This is a genomic window from Nocardioides iriomotensis (genome assembly GCF_004168035.1).
GTDB classification, from domain to species: domain Bacteria; phylum Actinomycetota; class Actinomycetes; order Propionibacteriales; family Nocardioidaceae; genus Nocardioides_B; species Nocardioides_B iriomotensis.
The window spans coordinates 123,407-141,905 of the sequence record NZ_SDPU01000009.1 but is presented as its reverse complement, the minus strand read 5'-3'; the positions used below and the strand labels follow the sequence as shown (position 1 = coordinate 141,905).

Sequence of the window (18,499 nt, the reverse complement as noted above, 5' to 3'; positions counted from 1 at the left end):
GACGTGGGCATCGAGGAGAAGCTCCCCAGCGGAGTCCTGCTGACGACCGTCGAGGGCGTCGCCGGCTACATGCGCAAGGCGTCGTTCTGGCCCGCGACGTTCGGCCTCGCCTGCTGCGCCATCGAGATGATGACGTCGGGCGGCCCCCGCTACGACCTGTCCCGCTTCGGCATGGAGGTCTTCCGGGCCTCGCCGCGCCAGGCCGACCTGATGATCGTGGCCGGTCGCGTGAGCCAGAAGATGGCCCCGGTGCTCCGCCAGATCTACGACCAGATGGCCGAGCCCAAGTACGTTCTCGCGATGGGCGTGTGCGCCAGCTCCGGCGGCATGTTCAACAACTACGCGATCGTCCAGGGCGTCGACCACGTCGTCCCGGTCGACATGTACCTCCCCGGCTGCCCGCCGCGGCCCGAGATGCTCATCGACGCGATCCTCAAGCTGCACAAGCAGGTGCAGACCAGCAAGCTCGGCTCCAACCGCCGCGACCAGATCGAGGCGCTGGAGACCGAGGCGCTCAACGCGCTGCCCACCTCCGAGATGAAGGGCCTCCTTCGGTGAGCGACGAGATCACTCCCGGCACCGACCCCGACGCGACGGACAACGCGCCCGAGAACACGCTTCCCGCCGAGCCGGAGCAGCTCCAGCCCGAGGTGGTCGGCGTGCGCACCGGCATGTTCGGCGTCCGCGGCAGCGGCGACACCTCCGGGTACGGCGGTCTCGTCCGGCCGGTGCTGATGCCGGGCGGCACGCAGCGGCCCTACGGCGGCTGGTTCGACGAGCTCGCCGACTCGCTGGAGGCCGCGACCTCCTCGCAGGGCCTCGACACCGCGATCGAGAAGGTGGTCGTCCACCGCGGCGAGATCACCCTGTTCGTGCGCCGCGACCACCTGCTCGCGGTCGCCCAGCTGCTGCGCGACGAGGCGTCGCTGCGGTTCGAGTTCTGCTCGGGCGTCAGCGGCGTGCACTACCCCGACGACACCGGCCGCGAGCTGCACGCCGTCTACCACCTGCTGTCGATGACCCACAACCGCAGGATCCGGCTCGAGGTCACCTGCCCCGACGCCGACCCGCACATCCCCTCGATCGTGCCGGTCTACCCGACCAACGACTGGCACGAGCGCGAGACGTTCGACTTCTTCGGGATCGTCTTCGACGGCCACCCGTCGCTCACGCGGATCCAGATGCCCGACGACTGGCCCGGCCACCCGCAGCGCAAGGACTACCCGTTGGGCGGAATCCCCGTCGAGTACAAGGGCGCCACCATCCCGCCGCCGGACACGCGGAGGAGCTACTCATGACAACCGACCAGGACCTCTACGCCGGATCCAGCGAGACCTCGCAGGGCCGCGTCTTCACCGTGACCGGCCAGGACTGGGACACGGTCGTGTCCGGCATCGCCGACGAGGGCGACGACCACGTCGTCGTCAACATGGGCCCGCAGCACCCGTCCACCCACGGCGTGCTCCGGCTCATCCTCGAGCTCGAGGGCGAGACGGTGACCGAGGCCCGCTGCGGCATCGGCTACCTGCACACCGGCATCGAGAAGAACATGGAGTTCCGCTCCTGGACGCAGGGCGTCACGTTCTGCACCCGGATGGACTACCTCTCGCCGTTCTACAACGAGGCGACGTACGTACTCGGCGTGGAGCGCCTGCTCGGCATCGAGGACGAGATCCCCGAGAAGGCCGAGGTCATGCGCGTGCTCCTGATGGAGCTCAACCGCATCTCCAGCCACCTCGTCTGCATCGCGACCGGTGGCATGGAGATCGGCGCGCTGACCGTCATGACCATCGGCTTCCGCGAGCGCGAGCTGGTGCTCGACCTGTTCGAGCTGATCACCGGCCTGCGCATGAACCACGCGTTCATCCGCCCCGGCGGCGTCGCGCAGGACCTGCCGCCCGGCGCGCTCGACCAGATCCGCGACTTCATCGCGCTGATGAAGAAGCGGCTTCCCGAGTACGCCGACCTCTGCAACGCCAACCCGATCTTCAAGGGCCGGCTGCAGGACGTCGGCCACCTCGACCTCGCCGGCTGCCTCGCGCTCGGACTGTCCGGGCCGGTGCTGCGCTCGACCGGCTACCCCTGGGACCTGCGCAAGACGCAGCCCTACTCCGGCTACGAGGACTACGACTTCGACGTCGTCACCTGGGACACCGCCGACGCCTACGGCCGGTTCCGCGTGCGCCTCGACGAGATGTGGGAGTCGCTGCGGATCGTCGAGCAGTGCGCCGACCGGCTCAGCGGCCTGGAGGGAGCCCCGGTGATGATCGGCGACAAGAAGATCGCCTGGCCGAGCCAGCTCGCGATCGGCGCCGACGGCATGGGCAACAGCCTCGACCACATCCGGCACATCATGGGCGAGTCCATGGAGGCCCTGATCCACCACTTCAAGCTGGTGACCGAGGGCTTCCGGGTGCCGGCCGGCCAGGCCTACGTGCCGGTCGAGTCGCCGCGCGGCGAGCTCGGCGCGCACGTCGTCTCCGACGGCGGCACGCGTCCGTTCCGCGCGCACTTCCGCGACCCGTCGTTCACCAACCTGCAGGCGACCTCGGTGATGAGCGAGGGCGGCATGGTCGCCGACGTCATCGTCGCCATCGCCTCGATCGACCCCGTGATGGGAGGCGTTGACCGGTGACCGAGCTCCACGAGGGCACCACGCTCGACGACACGACGCTCGCCGAGCTCCGCGAGATCGCCGGCCGCTACCCCCAGGCCCGCTCCGGTCTGCTGCCGATGCTGCACCTGGTGCAGAGCATCGAGGGCCGGATCACCCCGCGCGGGATCGAGGCGTGCGCCGACATCCTCGGCATCTCGGCCGCCGAGGTCTCCGGCGTCGCGACGTTCTACACGATGTACAAGCGCCGTCCCGTCGGCGACTACCACGTCGGCGTCTGCACCAACACGCTCTGCGCGGTGATGGGCGGCGACGCGATCTTCGAGCGTCTCAAGGATCACCTCGACGTCGGCAACGACGAGACGACGGACGACGGGAAAATCACGCTCGAGCACGTCGAGTGCAACGCCGCGTGCGACTTCGCCCCGGTCGTGATGGTCAACTGGGAGTTCATGGACAACCAGACCCCGGAGTCCGCCACGCAGCTCGTCGACGACCTGCGCGAGGGCAAGGAGGTCCGCTCCACCCGCGGCCCGCGCATCTGCACCTGGCGCGAGGCCGAGCGCGTGCTCGCCGGCTTCCCCGACGACCTCGCCGACGAGGGCCCGGCCGCCGGCCCGGCCAGCCTCGTCGGTCTCGAGATCGCGCGCGAGAAGGGCTGGAAGGCCCCCGCGTCCGGCCGCAAGCAGGTGGGCGGCCGCAAGGCCGACACCCCCGTCGAGGCGGCCAAGCAGGCCGACTCCCCGCGCGCCGAGTCCGAGACCCGCGTGGCGGAGTCCGACGCGAAGACCGTCGGCGAGGACGCCGGCGGCAAGAACGAGGAGGGCGGCGCATGACCGACACCCTGACCCCGGTCCTCTCCGACAACTGGGACGCCGAGCGTTCCTGGACGCTCGACTCCTACGCCGACGGCGGCGGGTACGACGCGCTGAAGACGGCGCTGGGCATGGAGCCCGGCGCGCTGATCGACCTGGTGAAGGACTCCGGCCTGCGCGGCCGCGGCGGCGCCGGCTTCCCCACCGGCATGAAGTGGGGCTTCATCCCGCAGGACAACCCCAACCCGAAGTACCTCGTCGTCAACGCCGACGAGTCGGAGCCGGGCACCTGCAAGGACATCCCGCTGATGATGGCCAGCCCGCACACCCTCGTCGAGGGCGTGATCATCTCGGCCTACGCCATCCGCGCGAACCACGCGTTCATCTACGTCCGCGGCGAGGTCCTGCACGTGATCCGCCGCCTCCAGCGCGCGGTCCAGGAGGCCTACCTCGCCGGCCACCTCGGCAAGGACATCCACGGGTCGGGCTACGACCTCGAGCTGGTCGTGCACGCCGGCGCCGGCGCCTACATCTGCGGTGAGGAGACCGCGCTCCTCGACTCGCTGGAGGGCCGGCGCGGCCAACCCCGCCTGCGCCCGCCGTTCCCTGCGGTCGCCGGTCTCTACGCCTCCCCGACCGTGATCAACAACGTCGAGAGCATCGCCTCGGTGCCGTCGATCGTGCGCAACGGCGCGAGCTGGTTCGGCTCGATGGGCACCGAGAAGAGCAAGGGCATGACGCTCTACTCGCTGTCCGGCCACGTCACCCGGCCGGGCCAGTACGAAGCCCCGCTCGGCATCACGTTGCGCCAACTGCTCGACCTCGCCGGTGGTGTCCGCGAGGGCCACGAGCTGAAGTTCTGGACGCCCGGCGGCTCCTCCACCCCCATCCTGACCGCCGAGCACCTCGACGTACCCCTCGACTACGAAGGGGTCGGCGCCGCCGGCTCGATGCTCGGCACCAAGGCGCTGCAGGTCTTCGACGAGACGACCTGCGTCGTCCGCGCGGTGCTGCGCTGGACCGAGTTCTACAAGCACGAGTCCTGCGGCAAGTGCACCCCGTGCCGCGAGGGCACCTGGTGGCTGGTGCAGACGCTGGCCCGGCTCGAGAAGGGCCAGGGCACCGAGGCCGACCTCGAGACCCTGCTCGACCAGTGCGACAACATCCTCGGCCGGTCGTTCTGCGCGCTCGGCGACGGAGCCACCAGCCCGATCACCTCGTCGATCCAGTACTTCCGCGACGAGTACGTCGCCCACTTCGAGCACGGCGGCTGCCCGTTCGACCCGGCCAAGTCCACCCTCTTCGCACCCGCGGGAGCGCACGCATGACGGTCACCAGCAAGGAGGGCCAGGAGGTCGCCAAGGCCGACCTGGTCACCCTCACCATCGACGGCGTCGAGGTCAGCGTGCCCAAGGGCACCCTGGTCATCCGCGCCGCCGAGCAGATCGGGGTGCAGATCCCGCGGTTCTGCGACCACCCGCTGCTCGCGCCCGTCGGCGCCTGCCGGCAGTGCCTGGTCGAGGTCGCGCTGCCCGGCCCCGACGGCGAGCCGCGCACGATGATGGGTCCGCCCGGACGGGTGAAGCCGCAGGCCTCCTGCACGCTCACCGCCTCCGAGGGCATGGTGGTCAACACCCAGATCTCCTCGCCCATCGCCGACAAGGCGCAGCAGGGCGTCATGGAGGCGCTGCTGATCAACCACCCGCTCGACTGCCCGGTCTGCGACAAGGGCGGCGAGTGCCCGCTGCAGAACCAGGCGATGAGCAACGGCCGCGGCGAGACCCGCTTCGTCGAGACCAAGCGCACCTTTCCGAAGCCGATCAACATCTCGGCGCAGGTGCTCCTCGACCGCGAGCGCTGCGTGCTGTGCGCGCGCTGCACCCGCTTCTCCGAGCAGATCGCCGGTGACCCGTTCATCGCGCTGATCGAGCGCGGCGCGCTCCAGCAGGTCGGCATCTACGAGAAGGAGCCCTTCGAGAGCTACTTCTCCGGCAACACGATCCAGATCTGTCCCGTCGGTGCGCTGACCTCGGCGGCGTACCGCTTCCGGGCCCGCCCGTTCGACCTGGTCTCCACCCCGTCGGTCGCGGAGCACGACGCCTGCGGCTCCGCCATCCGCGTCGACCACCGCCGCGGCAAGGTCGTCCGCCGGCTCTCCGGCGAGGACCCCGCGGTCAACGAGGAGTGGATCACCGACAAGGACCGGTTCGGCTTCACCTACGCCCGCCAGGACGACCGGCTCACCCACCCGATGGTGCGGGACGAGGAGACCGGCGAGCTGCGTACGGCGTCGTGGCCCGAGGCGTTCGTCGTGGCCGCCCGCGGCCTGCAGGCAGCCGGCGCGACCGGCGTCCTCACCGGTGGCCGGCTCACCCTCGAGGACGCCTACGCGTACTCCAAGTTCGCCCGCGTCGCGCTCGGCACCAACGACGTCGACTTCCGCGCCCGGGCGCACTCGGCGGAGGAGGAGGCGTTCCTCGCCTCGACCGTCGCCGGCACCGGCCTCGGTGTCACCTTCGAGGACCTCGAGAAGGTCGGCACCGTCGTGCTGGCCGGGCTCGAGCCCGAGGACGAAGCCGGCACGCTGTTCCTCCGGCTGCGCAAGGCGGCCCGCAAGGGACTCAAGGTGGTCAGCATCGCGCCGTTCACCTCGCGCGGCCTGGCCAAGATGCACGGCACCCTGATCCGCACCGCCCCGGGCGACGAGGCGGCCGCGCTCGAGGCGCTCGCCCACGACGGCGAGGTCGCGCTCGACGCGGGCGGGATCCTGCTCATCGGCGAGCGTCTCGCCGCCGTTCCCGGTGCGCTGTCCGCCGCGGCTGCGCTGGCCGGCACCACCGGTGCCCGGCTCGCCTGGGTGCCGCGTCGCGCGGGCGACCGCGGTGCGGTCGACGCCGGCCTGCTGCCGTCGCTGCTGCCGGGCGGCCGCCCGGTGGACGACGCCGCCGCGCGCGTCGACCTCGGCACGGTGTGGGGCACCACGGTGGGGCACGAGCCCGGCCGTGACGCCGCCGGCATCGTCGCCGCCGCGATCGCCGGGGAGATCGGTGGCCTCGTCGTCGGAGGCGTCGACCCCGACGACACCGCCGACCCGGCCGCGACCCGCGCCGCGATCGGGGCCGCGTCGTTCGTGGTGAGCCTCGAGCTGCGTGCGACCGACGTGACCCAGGCCGCCGACGTCGTCCTCCCGGTGGCCGCGGCCGCCGAGAAGGCCGGCACGTTCGTCACCTGGGAGGGTCGCCAGCGGCCCTTCGGCAAGGTGCTGGTCGAGTCCCACGCGCTGCCCGACCTGCGGGTCCTCGCCGGCATCGCCGACGAGCTCGGCACCCCGCTCGGCTTCAAGACCGTCGAGGCCGCCCGCGCCGAGCTGTCCGAGCTCGGCGGCTGGGACGGTGACCGGGTCGCTGCGCCGACGGTCTCGACCGGCTCGACCACCCGGGAGAGCTCGACCACCGACGGGGACGGGCTGCGGCTCGCCACCTGGAAGCAGATGATCGACGACGCCTCGATGCTCGACGGCGACGACTACCTCAGGGCCACCGGCCGGGCTGCGGTCGCGCTCGTGTCGGCCGGTACGCTCGCCGGGCTCGGCGTCGAGGCCGGCGCCAACGTCACGGTCACCGGACCGGGAGGCTCGGCCACGCTGCCGGTCGGTGTCGCCGACCTCGCCGACGGGGTCGTGTGGCTCCCGGCCGGCTCCGACGGCATCAACGTCAACCGCGACCTCGGCGCGACCGCCGGGGCGACCGTCTCCGTCGAGGGAGGTGCCGCATGAACGCGACCCACACCGTCGTGCTGGCGGCCGACGACCTGTCCGTCTTCGGGCAGGACCCGTGGTGGCTGGTCGTCATCAAGTCGGTCCTGATCTTCGCGATCCTCGTCGTGTTCACGCTCTTCAACATCTGGTTCGAGCGTCGCGTCGTGGCCCGCATGCAGCACCGCGTCGGGCCCAACGTGCACGGCCCCTTCGGCCTGCTCCAGTCGCTCGCCGACGGCGTGAAGCTGGCGCTCAAGGAGGACATCGTCCCCAAGGCGGCCGACAAGGTCGTCTTCCTGCTCGCACCGATCATGTCCACGGTGCCGGCGTTCGTCGCCTTCGCGGTGATCCCGTTCGGCCCCGAGGTCACGGTCCCCTTCACCGACATCACCACGCCGCTGCAGCTGACCGACATGCCGGTCGGCGTGCTGTTCATCCTGGCTGTGGCCTCGATCGGCATCTACGGCATCGTGCTCGGTGGCTGGTCCTCCGGCTCGACGTACTCCCTGCTCGGCGGTCTTCGCAGCTCGGCCCAGATGATCTCCTACGAGGTCGCGATGGGCCTCTCGCTGGTCGCGGTCTTCCTGTACGCCGGCTCGATGTCCACCTCCGAGATCGTCGCGGCGCAGGAGCGGCTCTGGTTCGGCCTCATCCTGATCCCGTCGTTCGTCATCTACGTCATCTCGATGGTCGGCGAGACCAACCGTGCGCCGTTCGACCTCCCGGAGGCCGAGGGCGAGCTGGTCGGCGGCTTCCACACCGAGTACTCCTCGCTGAAGTTCGCCCTGTTCTTCCTCGCCGAGTACGTCAACATGGTCACCGTCTCGGCGCTCGCCACCACCCTGTTCCTCGGTGGCTGGCGCGCCCCGTGGCCGCTGTCGCTGTGGGACGGCGCCAACGAGGGCTACTGGCCGGTGCTGTGGTTCTTCGCCAAGGTCCTCCTCTTCATCTTCATGTTCATCTGGCTGCGCGGCACCCTGCCGCGGCTGCGCTACGACCAGTTCATGAAGTTCGGCTGGAAGCGGCTCATCCCGGTCTCGCTGGTCTGGATCGTGGCCGTCGCCACGATCCGGGCGATCAGCCTGGAGGGCGGCATCGACCGCACCTACCTGCTGGCGGCGATCGGCGTGGTGGCCGTCCTCTTCCTGGTGCTGTTCTTCGTCGGCGGCGCCGAGGAGGAAGCGGCGGAGGCCGAGCCCGAGGACCAGCGCCACGGCGACTTCGACGCGTTCGCGGGCGGCTACCCCGTGCCTCCGATGCCCGGCAAGGCCGTCCAGGGCCGCACGTCCGTCTCGCTCTACGAGTCGAGCCCGACCCTCAGCAAGGAGCAGAGCTGATGCCCACGCTCAAGGAGCAGTTCTGGGACCCGGTCGCGGGTTTCGGGGTGACCTTCCGGACGATGTTCAAGAAGGTCGTCACCGAGCAGTACCCGTTCGAGAAGAAGCCGACCGCGCCCCGCTTCCACGGCCGTCACCAGCTCAACCGCTGGCCCGACGGGCTGGAGAAGTGCATCGGCTGCGAGCTGTGCGCGTGGGCCTGCCCGGCCGACGCGATCTACGTCGAGGGCGCCTCCAACACCGAGGACGAGCGCTACTCGCCCGGTGAGCGCTACGGCCGCGTCTACCAGATCAACTACCTGCGCTGCATCCTGTGCGGCCTGTGCATCGAGGCGTGCCCGACCCGCGCGCTGACGATGACCAACGAGTACGAGCTGGCCGACGACAACCGCGCCGACCTCATCTACGAGAAGCAGGACCTGCTGGCGCCGCTTCTCCCGGGCATGGAGCAGCCGCCGCACGCGATGCTGCTCGGCGACGACGAGGGCGACTACTACCGCGGCTCGTTCCGCCCGGCGAAGAACGAGAGCGAGGCCTGAACCCCGTGGTCCTCTTCTGGATGCTCGCGCCCGTCATGGTGCTCGCGGCGCTCGGACTCCTGTTCGTGCGCAAGGCGGTGCACGCCGCGCTGCTGCTCGCCGTGGTGATGGTCTGCCTGGCGATCATGTACGCCATGCAGGACGCGCCGTTCCTGTTCGCGGTCCAGGTGATCGTCTACACCGGCGCGATCCTGATGCTGTTCCTGTTCGTGCTGATGCTCGTCGGCGTCGACGCCTCCGACTCCGTGATCGAGACGATCAAGGGCCAGCGCCTCGCCGCGGCAGTGGTCGGCCTGCTGTTCGGCGTGGTGCTCGTCGTCGGCGTCGCCCAGGTCACGATCACCACCGTGACCGGGCTCGACGTCGCCAACAAGGACGGCAACGTCCAGGGTCTGGCCCAGCTGCTGTTCTCCAAGTACGTCTTCGCGTTCGAGGCGACCAGCGCCCTGCTGATCACCGCGGCCGTCGGCGCGATGGTGCTCGCCCACCGCGAGCGCCTCACCCCCAAGCGGACGCAGGCCGACATCGCCGCCGAGCGGATGCGCGACTACGTCGCGCACGGCAAGCCGCTCGGCCCGCTGCCGTCGCCCGGTGTCTTCGCGCGGCACAACGCCGTCGACACCCCGGCCCTGCTGCCCGACGGGACGCCGGCCGAGACGTCGGTCTCCCGCGTGCTCACCGCCCGCGGCACGATCCGGTCCGCGCCGGACCTGGCCGACGACATCGACGAGCTGACCCGCGGCATGCGCGCGGACGGCGAGGTCCGTCCCGGCGCTCCCGGCGAGGCCGCCGCGCCCGCCGAGAACGACGACGTGAACCCGAAGGAGAAGTGATGGACCCGACACCCTTCATCGGGCTCTCCGCGATCCTGTTCACGATCGGCTGCATCGGTGTGCTCGTGCGCCGCAACGCGATCGTGATCTTCATGTGCGTGGAGCTCATGCTCAACGCCAGCAACCTCGCGCTCGTCACCTTCGCGCGCGTGCACGGCAACCTCGACGGGCAGGTCGCGGCCTTCTTCGTCATGGTCGTCGCCGCCGCGGAGGTCGTCGTCGGCCTCGCGATCATCATGACCATCTTCCGGACGCGCCGGTCGGCCTCGGTCGACGACGCCAGCCTGCTGAAGTACTGAGGAGCGGTCGGTGACCTCCAGCTCTGCCTCCCTGTTCCCACGCCTCGCCGAGGAGGGTGGGCACGCCGTGCCCGTCATCCACCAGGTCCCGGCCGACGGCGTGTTCGCGCTGCTGTGGGTGATCATCGCCCTGCCCGCGCTGGGTGCGGCGATCATCCTGCTCGGTGGGGGCAACCGCACCAAGGGCTTCGCGCACCTGCTCGGCTGCGCGACCGTGCTCGGCTCGTTCGCGATCAGCCTCGTGTCCTTCTTCGCGCTCCTCGGCCGGGACGAGACCGACCGCAGCGTCGGCCAGTTCCTGTGGACCTGGGTCGACGCGGGCTCGTTCCGCGCCGACATGGCGCTGCTCTACGACCCGCTGTCGGCGCTGTTCCTGCTGCTGATCACCGGTGTCGGCTCGCTGATCCACCTCTACTCGATCGGCTACATGGAGCACGACGAGCGCCGGGCTCGCTTCTTCGGCTACCTCAACCTCTTCGTGGCCGCGATGCTGATGCTGGTCCTCAGCGACAACTACCTCGGCGTCTTCCTGGGCTGGGAGGGCGTGGGGCTCGCGTCGTACCTCCTCATCGGCTTCTGGCAGCACAAGCCGTCCGCGGCCGTCGCCGCCAAGAAGGCGTTCGTCGTGAACCGTGTCGGTGACATCGGCATGGCGCTCGGCACGATGCTGGTCTTCGCCACGTTCGGCACGGTCGCCTTCGCGCCGGTCTCCGAGGTCGCCGGCGAGGCGCCCACCGCCACGATGACCGCCCTCGGCCTGCTGTTCCTGCTCGCCGCGTGCGGCAAGTCCGCCCAGGTGCCGCTGCAGTCCTGGCTCCTCGATGCGATGGAGGGCCCGACCCCGGTGTCGGCGCTGATCCACGCGGCAACCATGGTCACCGCCGGCGTGTACCTCGTGGTCCGCTCGAACTTCATCTACGACTACACCGAGGTCGCGCAGACCGCGGTGGTCGTCGTCGGCACCGTCACGCTCCTCTGGGGCGCGATCATCGGTTGCGCCAAGGACGACATCAAGAAGGCGCTCGCCGGGTCGACCATGAGCCAGATCGGCTACATGATGCTGGCCGCCGGCCTCGGCCCCTACGGCTACGCGTTCGCGATCTTCCACCTGCTCACGCACGGCTTCTTCAAGGCCAACATGTTCCTGGGCGCCGGCTCCGTCATGCACGCCATGAACGACGACGTCGACATGCGCCACTACGGCGCGCTGCAGAAGGCCGTGCCGGTCACCTTCCTGACCTTCGCCATGGGCTACCTCGCGATCATCGGCTTCCCGGGCTTCTCGGGCTTCTGGTCCAAGGACAAGATCATCGAGGCGTCCTTCGGCGAGAGCACGCTCGTCGGGCTGTGCGCCCTGGTGGGTGCCGGGATCACCGCCTTCTACATGACCCGCGTGATGCTGATGACCTTCTTCGGCCAGAAGCGCTGGGAGGAGGGCGTGCACCCGCACGAGTCGCCCAAGATCATGACCGTGCCGCTGATCGTGCTCGCCGCGCTGTCCGTGCTCGGTGGCCTGCTGCTGTTCGGTGACTTCGTCACCGACTGGCTGACGCCCGCCGTCGGTGCGGTCGCCCACCACGAGCTGGCGTTCGCGCCCTGGGTCTTCAGCCTCATCGTCACCGTCGTCGTCGCCGTCGGCGTGACGATCGCCTGGCTCACCGTCGGGCGCAACGAGGTCCCGCGCACGGCGCCTCAGAACGTCTCGTTCGTGACCCGGGCGGCGCGCGCCGACCTCTACGGCGACGCGCTCAACGAGGAGCTGCTGATGCGGCCCGGCGACCGGTTCGTCACCGGCCTGGTCGGCTTCGACGACAAGGGTGTCGACGGCGTGGTCAACGGCACCGGCACCGCCTTCGCGGGCATGTCCGGCACCTTCCGCAAGCTGCAGACCGGCTACGTTCGGTCCTACGCCCTCTCCGTGCTGAGCGGCGCCGTGCTGGTCGTGGTCGCCCTGCTGGCGGTGAACCTGACATGAGTGGTTTTCGTGGTCTCGACAGGCTCGACCACCCGGAACTGACCAGAAGGCTGGTGTCCTGAGTGTTTCCCTGGTTGACCGCAGCGCTGCTGCTGCCGATCCTCGGTGCGGTCGTCGTCGCCCTGCTGCCCTCGCCGTCGGGCGACCAGCCGCGTACGGACCTCCCGCAGAAGGTCGCGCTCGGGTTCTCGCTGCTGACGCTGCTCCTGGTCGCGGTCATCGGCGTCGGGTTCGACGTCGGCGGCGAGCGCTACCAGTTCACCGAGACCTACACCTGGATCGAGTCGTTCGGCGCCCACTACGCCCTGGGCGTGGACGGCATCGGCCTGACCCTCGTGATCCTCACCGCGATCCTCACCCCGGTCGTGATCCTCGCGTCGTGGCGCGACGGTGACAACGGCCGCTGGGGCGTGAACTCCTTCTTCGCCTGGATGCTCGCCCTCGAAGGCCTCGCCATCGGCGTCTTCGCCGCGATGGACGTGTTCCTCTTCTACGTGCTGTTCGAGGCGACGCTGATCCCGATCTACTTCCTGATCGGCGGTTTCGGCGGTGCCCGCCGCTCCTACGCCGCGGTGAAGTTCCTGCTGTTCTCGCTGCTCGGCGGTCTGCTCATGCTGGCCTCGGTGGTCGGCCTGTACGTCGTGTCCGCGAGCAGCGAGGGCGGCCCGACGTACCTCCTGACCGAGCTTGCGCCCATCACCGCGTCCATCGACACCGTCACCGGTCGCTGGCTGTTCCTCGGCTTCTTCATCGCGTTCGCGATCAAGGCGCCGATGTTCCCGGTGCACACCTGGCTGCCCGACGTGGCGCAGGAGTCCACGCCCGGCACGTCGGTGCTGCTGGTCAGCATCCTCGACAAGATCGGCACCTTCGGCATGCTGCGCTTCTGCCTCGGGCTGTTCCCGGAGGCGTCGCAGTGGGCCACCCCGGTCGTGCTCGTGCTGGCGGTGGCCAGCGTGCTGTACGGCGGCCTGGTCGCGATCGGCCAGAAGTCCATCCCCCGCCTGATCGCCTACACCTCGGTGTCGCACTTCGGCTTCATCGTGATGGGCATCTTCGTGCTCAACAGCTACGGCCAGATCGGCTCGACGCTCTACATGTTCAACCACGGCCTCTCCACGGCCGCGCTGTTCCTGGTGACCGGCTTCCTGATCAACCGCCGCGGCTCGCAGCTCATCGGCGACTTCGGCGGCGTCGAGAAGGTCGCGCCGGTCCTCGCCGGCACCTTCCTCGTGGCCGGCCTGTCCTCGCTGTCGCTGCCGGGCCTGTCGCCGTTCATCTCGGAGTTCCTGGTGCTGGTCGGCACGTTCACGCACAACTGGTGGTACGCCGTGTTCGCGGTGCTCGGCATCGTGCTCGCCGCGCTCTACATCCTGCTCACCTACCAGCGCACGATGACCGGCCCGACCGTCGAGGCGGTGCGCGGCATGCGCGACCTCAACCTGCGCGAGGTCGGCGCCCTCGCGCCGCTGCTGCTGCTCATCGTCGTGCTCGGCTTCTTCCCGAAGCCGCTGACGGCGATCATCGACCCGGCCGTCGGCCACACGCTCGAGCAGGTCGGGGTCAGCGACCCGCAGCCCGACGTCCCCGCGCCCACCGCGGCCGAAGAGGAGATCAACCAGTGACCACCCTCGCCGTGTCCCCGCTCCTCTCGGAGTCCGTCGGCGACTTCACCAAGCCGAGCATCGAGTACTTCGACCTCTCGCCGCTGCTGATCATCATCGGCGTCGCGCTCGCCGGCGTCATCGTCGAGGCCTTCGTGCCGCGCCGGCTGCGCTACGTGGTGCAGACGCTGGTCGCGGTCGTCGGCACCATCGCCGCCCTCGTGATGACGGTGTTCGTCGCGCTGGGTCTCGAGCCGCGCGGCGACAACGCCGGCTTCGGCGCGATCGCCGCCGAGGGCGCGATCGCCGTCGACGGACCGACCGTCTTCCTGTGGGGCACGATCCTCGTGCTCACGCTGATCAGCGTGTTCCTGTTCGCCGAGCGGCACCTCGAGGGCGGCGTTACCGCGTTCGCCGGCCAGGCGGCCGCGCTGCCGGGCACCGAGGCCGAGCGCGAGGCGTCGACCAAGGGCCTCGAGCACACCGAGGTCTTCCCGCTGATGATGTTCGCGGTCGCGGGCATGCTGCTGTTCCCGGCGTCCAACGACCTGATCACGATGTTCGTCGCGCTCGAGATCCTGTCGCTGCCGCTCTACCTGCTCTGCGGCCTGGCCCGCCGGCGCCGGCTGCTCAGCCAGGAGGCGGCGCTGAAGTACTTCATGCTCGGCGCGTTCTCGTCCGGCTTCTTCCTCTACGGCATCGCCCTGGTCTACGGGTACGCCGGCTCGATGAACCTCGGCGACATCGCCGAGGCCGTCTCCGGCACCATCGGCGCCGACCCCTTGCTGCTCGGCGGCATCGGCCTGCTCGCGGTCGGCCTGCTGTTCAAGGTCGGCGCGGCCCCGTTCCACGCCTGGACGCCCGACGTCTACCAGGGCGCCCCGACCGCGGTCACCGCCTTCATGGCGGCCTGCACCAAGGTCGCGGCGTTCGGTGCGCTGCTGCGGCTGTTCTACGTCGGCTTCGGCGCCGCGCGCTGGGACTGGACGCCGATGATCTGGGTCGTCGCGATCCTGACCATGGCGACCGGCTGCGTCCTGGCGCTGACCCAGTCCGACATCAAGCGGATGCTCGCCTACTCCTCGATCGCGCACGCCGGCTTCATCCTCACCGGCTTCGTCGGCCTGAACGCCGTGGCGACGCCCGGCACGGCCGAGCTCACGTCGCTGCAGGCGGTGCTGTTCTACCTGGTCACCTACGGCTTCATGACGATCGGCGCGTTCGCGGTCGTCACGGTCGTGCGCGACTCGAGTGGCGAGGCGACGCACCTCTCGCGCTGGTCGGGGCTCGGCAAGGAGTCCCCGTTCGTCGCGGGTGTGTTCGCGTTCTTCCTGCTCGGCATGGCCGGCATCCCGCTGACCAGCGGCTTCACCGGCAAGTGGGCCGTGTTCACCTCCGCCTGGCAGGGTGGTGCCTGGCCGCTGGTCGTGGTCGCGGCGCTGCTGTCGGCGGTAGCGGCGTTCTTCTACATCCGGGTCATCGTCCTCATGTACTTCTCCGACCCGGTCGGTGAGGGACCCACCGTGGTGATGCCGTCCGTGCTCACGACTATCGTGATCGCCGTGGGCTTCGCGGCCACGGTCGCGCTCGGCGTCGTACCCGGGCCGGTCCTGGACCTCGCGGCCCACGCCGGACAGTTCGTCCGCTGACCCGAGATCGCAGGAGCACGACGTGACCACCCCCGCCCCGGCCGCGCTGGCGCTGCCGATCCTCGACCCCGAGCTCGAGGACCGTCTCCGGCGCCGGCTGGAGGAGGTGGAGGCGGCCCTCGAGGACTCCGTGCAGAGCGAGGTGCCCTTCGTCACCGAGGCGGCACGTCACCTGCTGCACGCGGGAGGCAAGCGGTTCCGGCCGCTGCTCGTGCTGCTCGCCGCGGAGTGCGGTGACCCTGCGTCCGACGACATCGTCACCGCGGCCTGCGTGGTCGAGCTGACCCACCTCGGGTCGCTCTACCACGACGACGTCATGGACGAGGCCGCGCTGCGCCGCGGCGCCGACTCCGCCAATGCCCGCTGGGACAACACCGTCGCGATCCTGACCGGCGACTGGCTCTTCGCCAAGTCCTCGGAGCTGACCGCCCGGCTCGGCGCCGACGCCGTCCGCATCCAGGCCGAGACGTTCGGCCGGCTCGTGGAGGGCCAGATCCTCGAGACCGTCGGGCCGCGCGACTTCGACCCGCTCGACCACTACCTCCGGGTCGTGGCCGGCAAGACGGGGTCGCTGATCGCCACCTCCGCGCAGTACGGCGCGCGCTTCTCCGGTGCCTCGCGTGAGGTCGAGGAGGCGCTGCGCCAGTACGGCGAGATGATCGGCGCGGCCTTCCAGCTCTCCGACGACATCCTCGACATCGCGAGCGAGTCCGACGAGTCGGGCAAGACACCGGGCACCGACCTCCGCGAGGGCGTGGACACCCTGCCGGTGCTCCTCGCCAAGCGGTCCGGCGACCCCGGCGACGCCCGGCTGCTCGAGCTGCTCGACGGCGACCTCGCCGACGACGCCCTGCACGCCGAGACGCTCGACCTGCTGCGCCGGCACCCCGCGATGGACGAGGCGCGCGCCTACGTCCTCGACCGGGCGCGTGAGGCCCGGCAGCTGCTCACCGTGCTGCCGGAGGGCTCTCCGGTGCGGGCGGCACTCGACGCGTTCGCCGAGATCGTCGCGACCCGCACCGCCTGACGGCTCAGCCCAGCACCAGCGAGACGTCGTCCGCGTCGAAGGACTTGCCCTTCGCAGCGCCCTTGACCGTGGCCGACACCTGGAGTGCCGTCGCTCCGGGGCGGGTGATCTTGAGCGCCACGGACACCTTGGACCACTTCTTGGTGAGCTTCACCGGGCTGACCTTCGTGGCGAGGGTCTTGCCGCTCTGCAGCTCGCGCAGCCGGAGCTTGAGGGTCGACTTCGTGTCGGTCGAGCGCACCCACATCGTCGCCGTGTAGGTGCCGGTCGCGGTCGTGGTCACCCAGCCCGGGACGTCCTTCAGCTGGATCTTCCCCTTGCCCTTGGTGCGCTCGACGCGGGCCGCCCGCTTCCCGCTGTGCCCGCCCTTCACCCGGTCCAGGTCGGACTTGGGACCGGAGTCCCAGCCCTTCAGCGACTTCTCGAACCCGTTGTTGGCGACCAGGTTCTTGCCGCGCGGCTGGTCGGTCGGGGGCGGCGGCGTCGGGGACGGTCCCGTCGGCGGTGTCGTGCTGCCGTCGAGCGAGAAGATGAAGACCGCGTGGGCCAGCGGGTCGCCGGCTGCACGGGCGTCGTACCCGTCCGAGATCCACAGCCGGTCGTCGACCACCTCGGCCCCGCGAGCGTCCAGCACGCCCTGGGAGGACAGGTCGAGCGTCCAGCCGGGGACAACGGTGCGGCTCGGGAAATCGACCCGGGTGATCCTGGCCGGCGGGCTGGTGACGAACAGGTCCCGGCCGTCGGGGGTGAAGCCGAGTCCGTAGATGTTGTTGACGCCCACGCCGAACGCCGGACCAAGCGTGTTGGTGGCGTAGCTGTAGCTGTAGAGGCTGCTGTCGGCGCCGATGTACAGCTGTCCGTCGGCCGGGTCCCAGGCCGCGGCGGCGACCTGCACCTGCGGCGGCAGCGGCTGCCACGAGTCGAGCTCGAGCCGGCCACCGGACCGGGTCAGCCGGTACGCCGTCGGCTGCAGCTCCGGCGCGCAGCAACGGCCGGAGAACACGTAGAGGACGTCCCGGGCCCGGTCGTAGGCGACGGCCTGCAGGTCGTCCGTGCGGGTCAGCCCCGCGGTCTGGGCCCCGCCGAGCTGGGGCGTCGCCGCGATCACCGAGCCGCGGATCCTGCGCCTCAGCTGGCCCGTGGTGGCGTCGACCTCGTAGATCGAGCGGCCGTCGTCGTCGACCAGCCACACGGCGTTGTCCCGCGCGACGTGGACGAGGCCCTCGTGGTCGCGCATGGACACGTCGGAGCCTGGGAAGGGGGACGTGCGCATGGTCTTGACGAGTGTCGGCACCGGCGTCGCCGGCAGTGCCGCCCACGCCGGAGCCACCAGCAGCGGCAGCACCCCCGTGAGCACCGCCAGCCCCCACACCGCGGCCCGCCGGATCCGCCCGCTGCCGCTTCTCGACTCGTCCATATGCACGACCCCCTTCTCACCCCCGAGACAGACTGCTGTGCCCGTATGTCCGGACACGCCCCCCCTGGGGATTAGGTTCCCTACGCCGAACGGAGGACACGGCCGACGTCAGGGTTCGCCGAGCTCCCGGCGAAACGCTCGCTCGAAGCCGATTCCCATCGTCCCCATGACCGCGCGCATGGCCGTCCGGACGGCCGGGCCGGAGGCGCGCGGGAGCGGCAGGTCGGCGGACACCCGCAGCTCGATCAGGAGGTGCGTGCCGCCGCCGCGCTCGGTGAGCCGGTAGCAGCCCTCGACCCCGGCCTGCTCCGGCCGGTCCTCGGGCGGGGCGTGGGTGTAGTCGATCCGGGTCGGCCGGTCGAAGACCATCAGCTCGGTGAAGGACGGCGTGAACGCGCGCCCGAGCACCGGCACGCTGGTCATCTCCCACCGCCAGTGGTCGCCCTCGGCCGTGATCGAGCGGACGAACGGCGTGAGGCGGGCGACGGTGCCGGGGTCGGTCAGCACCGCCCAGACGTCCTCGCGCGAGGCGGACACGACTCCGTCGGACGTCGTCGACGCGGTGAACCAGGCCATGCCCGACCGGGTGCCCAGTTGCGACGCACGTGAAACGGGGACAGCAGGAGGGCCCGC

Annotated in this window: 16 protein-coding genes; 14 read left to right on the top strand and 2 right to left on the bottom strand. The window is 70.4% G+C overall.

The window, feature by feature from the left end:
• Window positions 1-3: 3 nt before the first annotated feature.
• The 14 genes from ETU37_RS02570 (at window position 4) to ETU37_RS02505 (ending at window position 16,449) form a co-directional block, all read left to right on the top strand.
• On the top strand, window positions 4-558 hold the full coding sequence (locus tag ETU37_RS02570; RefSeq protein ID WP_129985301.1) for a NuoB/complex I 20 kDa subunit family protein: 555 nt from the start codon (window positions 4-6) through the stop codon (window positions 556-558).
• On the top strand, window positions 555-1,298 hold the full coding sequence (locus tag ETU37_RS02565) for an NADH-quinone oxidoreductase subunit C (protein ID WP_206053655.1): 744 nt from the start codon (window positions 555-557) through the stop codon (window positions 1,296-1,298). Before ETU37_RS02570 ends, ETU37_RS02565 begins: the two co-directional genes overlap by 4 nt.
• The gene (locus ETU37_RS02560) at window positions 1,295-2,635 is read left to right on the top strand and encodes an NADH-quinone oxidoreductase subunit D (protein WP_129985300.1); all 1,341 of its coding nucleotides are present in this window, start codon (window positions 1,295-1,297) and stop codon (window positions 2,633-2,635) included. The genes ETU37_RS02565 and ETU37_RS02560 overlap by 4 nt, the downstream gene beginning before the upstream one ends.
• Window positions 2,632-3,450: an NADH-quinone oxidoreductase subunit NuoE gene (gene nuoE / locus ETU37_RS02555; RefSeq protein WP_129985299.1), complete on the top strand. Its 819-nt coding sequence runs from the start codon at window positions 2,632-2,634 to the stop codon at window positions 3,448-3,450. Before ETU37_RS02560 ends, nuoE begins: the two co-directional genes overlap by 4 nt.
• Window positions 3,447-4,757 (top strand): NADH-quinone oxidoreductase subunit NuoF, encoded by a 1,311-nt coding sequence (gene nuoF, locus ETU37_RS02550; RefSeq protein ID WP_129985298.1) that lies wholly within the window; start codon window positions 3,447-3,449, stop codon window positions 4,755-4,757. The genes nuoE and nuoF overlap by 4 nt, the downstream gene beginning before the upstream one ends.
• Window positions 4,754-7,204: an NADH-quinone oxidoreductase subunit G gene (locus tag ETU37_RS02545; RefSeq protein WP_129985297.1), complete on the top strand. Its 2,451-nt coding sequence runs from the start codon at window positions 4,754-4,756 to the stop codon at window positions 7,202-7,204. The genes nuoF and ETU37_RS02545 overlap by 4 nt, the downstream gene beginning before the upstream one ends.
• Window positions 7,201-8,523: an NADH-quinone oxidoreductase subunit NuoH gene (gene nuoH / locus ETU37_RS02540; RefSeq protein WP_129985296.1), complete on the top strand. Its 1,323-nt coding sequence runs from the start codon at window positions 7,201-7,203 to the stop codon at window positions 8,521-8,523. Before ETU37_RS02545 ends, nuoH begins: the two co-directional genes overlap by 4 nt.
• Window positions 8,523-9,062 carry an NADH-quinone oxidoreductase subunit NuoI gene (nuoI, locus tag ETU37_RS02535; protein ID WP_129985295.1) on the top strand — a complete coding sequence of 180 codons (540 nt, stop codon included), beginning with the start codon at window positions 8,523-8,525 and terminating at the stop codon, window positions 9,060-9,062. Before nuoH ends, nuoI begins: the two co-directional genes overlap by 1 nt.
• A 5-nt stretch (window positions 9,063-9,067) precedes the next feature.
• Entirely contained in the window at window positions 9,068-9,895 is an 828-nt protein-coding gene (locus ETU37_RS02530) for an NADH-quinone oxidoreductase subunit J (protein WP_240755495.1), read from the top strand.
• The gene (nuoK, locus tag ETU37_RS02525; RefSeq protein ID WP_129985294.1) at window positions 9,895-10,194 is read left to right on the top strand and encodes an NADH-quinone oxidoreductase subunit NuoK; all 300 of its coding nucleotides are present in this window, start codon (window positions 9,895-9,897) and stop codon (window positions 10,192-10,194) included. Before ETU37_RS02530 ends, nuoK begins: the two co-directional genes overlap by 1 nt.
• Before the next feature lie 67 nt (window positions 10,195-10,261).
• Complete coding sequence (gene nuoL / locus ETU37_RS02520) at window positions 10,262-12,169, top strand: NADH-quinone oxidoreductase subunit L (protein ID WP_420819094.1); 1,908 nt, start codon at window positions 10,262-10,264, stop codon at window positions 12,167-12,169.
• Window positions 12,170-12,231: 62 nt separating this feature from the next.
• Window positions 12,232-13,794, top strand: coding sequence for an NADH-quinone oxidoreductase subunit M (locus ETU37_RS02515; protein ID WP_129985293.1), 1,563 nt, complete (start codon window positions 12,232-12,234; stop codon window positions 13,792-13,794).
• The gene (gene nuoN, locus ETU37_RS02510) at window positions 13,791-15,422 is read left to right on the top strand and encodes an NADH-quinone oxidoreductase subunit NuoN (RefSeq protein WP_165372372.1); all 1,632 of its coding nucleotides are present in this window, start codon (window positions 13,791-13,793) and stop codon (window positions 15,420-15,422) included. The genes ETU37_RS02515 and nuoN overlap by 4 nt, the downstream gene beginning before the upstream one ends.
• A 22-nt stretch (window positions 15,423-15,444) precedes the next feature.
• Window positions 15,445-16,449, top strand: a complete 1,005-nt coding sequence (locus ETU37_RS02505; protein ID WP_129985292.1) for a polyprenyl synthetase family protein — start codon at window positions 15,445-15,447, stop codon at window positions 16,447-16,449.
• A gap of 4 nt (window positions 16,450-16,453) precedes the next feature.
• Here ETU37_RS02505 and ETU37_RS02500 read toward each other — a convergent pair whose 3' ends face one another.
• Window positions 16,454-17,866 (bottom strand): SMP-30/gluconolactonase/LRE family protein, encoded by a 1,413-nt coding sequence (locus ETU37_RS02500; protein ID WP_129985291.1) that lies wholly within the window; start codon window positions 17,864-17,866, stop codon window positions 16,454-16,456.
• Window positions 17,867-17,974: 108 nt separating this feature from the next.
• Window positions 17,975-18,442, bottom strand: a complete 468-nt coding sequence (locus ETU37_RS02495) for an SRPBCC family protein (RefSeq protein WP_129985290.1) — start codon at window positions 18,440-18,442, stop codon at window positions 17,975-17,977.
• Between the last annotated feature and the right edge of the window lie 57 nt (window positions 18,443-18,499).